The following is a 3,270-nucleotide window of genomic DNA, read 5'->3' on the forward strand; positions in this document are numbered from 1 at the left end:
AGATTACAAGCCGCTTAATTTAGCTTGATGGTGACAACTACCTTGAAAAACTCCGTGAGTCAGCGGCGATTAAAGCCCATGGTCAAGTAAATGTAAAAACTTACACTAATAAATTTATGCCCATGTTTCGTGCGGTTGCACACGATGATATAACATCATCGACAGTTAAAATTGTCTGTGCAGGTCGCGATGAGACCGTGGTGGGCATTCATGCCGTCGGGTCAGATGTGGATGAAATTTTACAAGGATTTGCTTTGGCAATGAAAGTTGGTATTACTAAAGCAGATTTAGAAGAGACATTTACCATTCATCCAACAAGTGCAGAAGAATTTTTAAGTTTTAACTAAGCGGATATAAAGTGAGTGAATATTGAAAGTAAATGAGGTTAGCCGTTATAAGCAACGTCTAACCTCGCTATAAAACAGTTAGTTGATAGCAGCAAACAAATCATTCAATGCTTCACTCATACTAGGGTGGGTAAAAATATGATCACGCACCTGCTGGTAGGTTAAGCCTTGACGGATTGCTAAATCCATAAAGTTAATCAATTCATGCGACTCGGCACACAACAGTTGCACACCCAAGATTTTATCAGTTTTAGCATCTACTACGGCCTTAAGCAGCCCATCAGCTTGTTCTAAGATATTGGCTTTAGGAATAGTTGCTGCATCTAGTGTGGCGGTTTTAATGTCATAACCTTTATCTTTTGCCATTTTTGCGGTCATACCGACATTAGCAAGTGGCGGATTGACAAACACCGCATAAGGGAAAGTACGGTCTTTGGTGGTGTAACTGCCATCGCCCAATACTTGGCTTTTAACTACACGATAATCATCGAGCGAAATATAGGTAAATTGGGGGCTGCCTGCCACATCGCCCATCGCATAGATATTCGGCACGTTGGTTTGTAATTTTTCATTGACAGCAATATAACCTTTATCGGTAAGCTCAATGCCCGCTTTTTCAAGGTTTAGCCCTTCGGTATTGGCTCTGCGGCCTGTAGCAACCAAAATCGCATCGGCATGCAGTTCGCTATCAGCGGTGGTAATTGTGGCTTGCTGTCCACTATCGCTTATTTTTTTGATTTGCTGATTAGTTTTGACTGTAATATGCTGTTTTGCCATGATAGCGAGTAAAGTTTTGGTGATATCTTCATCTTCTCGTGGTAAAAAGGTATCGCCTGTTTCTAAAATCGTCACTTCACTGCCAAACCCTGCAAAAATAAAGGCAAACTCTAGCCCGATATAGCCACCACCAATAATAACGAGCTGTTTTGGTAAATCGGTTAGTTGCATGATACGGGTGCTGTCGTAGGCAAATTTGCTGTCTTTTAACCCATCAATCGGCGGCTGCCAGTTATACGCCCCTGTATTGATGTAAATATAATCAGCAGTGATGGTCAATGTGTCAGTATCGGTGACGACCTGCACGGTTTTATTATCAATAAAACTGGCTTTGCCTGTAATCACTTCGGCATTATCTAGACTATCAACTTTCTCAAAGTTGGCATGATTAAGTTTATCAATTAAATCGTTCTTTTTGCTAACTGCTTGAGCAAGTGATGGTTGTACGTCATGACCATAAGCTAAGAAGGCTAATTTTTTTGAGGGAATACAGCCAATATTGATACAGGTACCACCATACATGGTAGCGGACTGCTCCACTAAAATCACGGATTTGCCTGTCTTGGCTAAAGCTTGTGCCAGAGTTTTACCTGCTTTGCCAAAGCCGATAATCAGATGTTCGATGTGTTTTATGGTCACTGTGAGCCCCTCTGTTTTTATGATTGATTATAAGTTTTATGATTAAATAGAACTTGCTCCATAGTGTAATGATATAGTAGAGATATGCAATTTTATTAATAAAATTTAACATATTAATACCCCACTCTCAACACTTTTAAGCGGGGTTGAAACAAAAAAGGCATGAACTTAAACTTTAATCAATGACCAAAAAGATTAGAGAACAAGCCATGCCCATCGACGAATTTATCATTAAAATCTATCTAATGGTAGATGACTACTACAAAAAGATTGTAACAAACCGGCTAAGACAAGGCGGATATGCACCAAAGCTAACCGACAGTGAAATTATTACCATGGAGATAGTGGGTGAGTTTTTACAGATGGACACCGACTCACAAATCCATCAGTATTTTAAACAGCATTGGCAAACATGGTTTCCACAAATAGGCTCATATCCCAACTTTGCCAAGCAGTGCGTCAATTTGTTACAGGTAAAAACTTTGATACAACAGCATATCGTTAAACAGTATGGACAAGACAACATTCATTTTATCGATGGCTTTCCCATTCCTGTATGCCAATATGCCAGAGCGTATCGGTATAAAACCTTCAAATACGAAGGTAGTTATAGTTACTGCGCCTCAAAGCAACAAAAATATTTCGGCTTTGAAGGACATTTACTCATTAATCTATCGGGCATGATAACCAATTTTACCTTTGCCTCTGCCAGAATAGATGAAAGATTAGTGGCACCTGATATGCTTGATAATATCAAAGGCTTGTTAGGTGCAGATATGGGCTATATTAGCCCTGATTTATCTGAGTATTGCTTTAAGCGATGTGTTGATTTGCAAACACCGCTTAGAAAAAATATGCCCGATAAACGACCAATCAGTGTACTTAATCGTCTTAAAAATGCTCGTCGCAATATTGAGACGGTGATTGGTCAGTTATCACAGCGGTTTAATATGCAAAAGGTGAGAGCGAGAGATTTATGGCATTTATCCCACAGATTTATGCGTAAAATCTTGGCTCATAACTTCTGCTTTGTAATCAATAAACAGTTAGGTAATCCCCCACTTCAGTTTGAGTTGCTTATTTCAAGTTGAGAGTGGGGTTTATCATCATAACTTGTACTGAAAGCCACCAAATCAGCTAATGCTCTGGTAGCGTCTTGATCCTTAGTGCTGGCTCTCACATAAATACGAACGGTCATAACGCTACCTCTATTACTTAGACTTAATAATTAATGTTCATTGATAACAGCAAGAGATTGCTATCATTTAATATCAGATACAAGTCTAATGATAGATAAATTATTATTTAAAGGTTTTATGTTTTAGGTATAGACTAATGATAAGGGGTTGAAGTGGCTCCGTTGAGGTATAAGTTGATGAAATGGTTGGACGCATTAAAAAAGATCCTGCTTTTTTTAATAAAGAACGTCCTATCCGTACATACCTAAATGATTAGGGCGTGTCCCTAATCTGGAAAAGTAAGTATAAAGCCTTTAAAATAAAGAGAC

2 protein-coding genes and 2 pseudogenes are annotated in these 3,270 nt (G+C 38.8%); 2 read left to right on the forward strand and 2 right to left on the reverse strand.

The features are described 5' to 3' along the window. Positions 1-65: 65 nt before the first annotated feature. A pseudogene (locus EI164_RS15260) lies at positions 66-347 on the forward strand (glutathione-disulfide reductase); the annotation flags it as partial. A 78-nt stretch (positions 348-425) separates the two neighbouring features. Here EI164_RS15260 and EI164_RS15265 read toward each other — a convergent pair. After that, on the reverse strand, positions 426-1,763 hold the full coding sequence (locus tag EI164_RS15265) for an FAD-dependent oxidoreductase (RefSeq protein WP_089111068.1): 1,338 nt from the start codon (positions 1,761-1,763) through the stop codon (positions 426-428). Between the two features lie 209 nt (positions 1,764-1,972). Here EI164_RS15265 and EI164_RS15270 point away from each other — a divergent pair, with 209 nt between their 5' ends. Beyond that, complete coding sequence (locus tag EI164_RS15270; RefSeq protein ID WP_089111072.1) at positions 1,973-2,854, forward strand: IS982 family transposase; 882 nt, start codon at positions 1,973-1,975, stop codon at positions 2,852-2,854. An 8-nt stretch (positions 2,855-2,862) separates the two neighbouring features. Here the strand turns inward: EI164_RS15270 and EI164_RS17205 are convergent. Continuing rightward, a pseudogene (locus EI164_RS17205) lies at positions 2,863-2,961 on the reverse strand (resolvase); the annotation flags it as partial. Between the last annotated feature and the right edge of the window lie 309 nt (positions 2,962-3,270).

This window comes from Psychrobacter sp. FME13, assembly GCF_014861395.1.
GTDB lineage: Bacteria > Pseudomonadota > Gammaproteobacteria > Pseudomonadales > Moraxellaceae > Psychrobacter.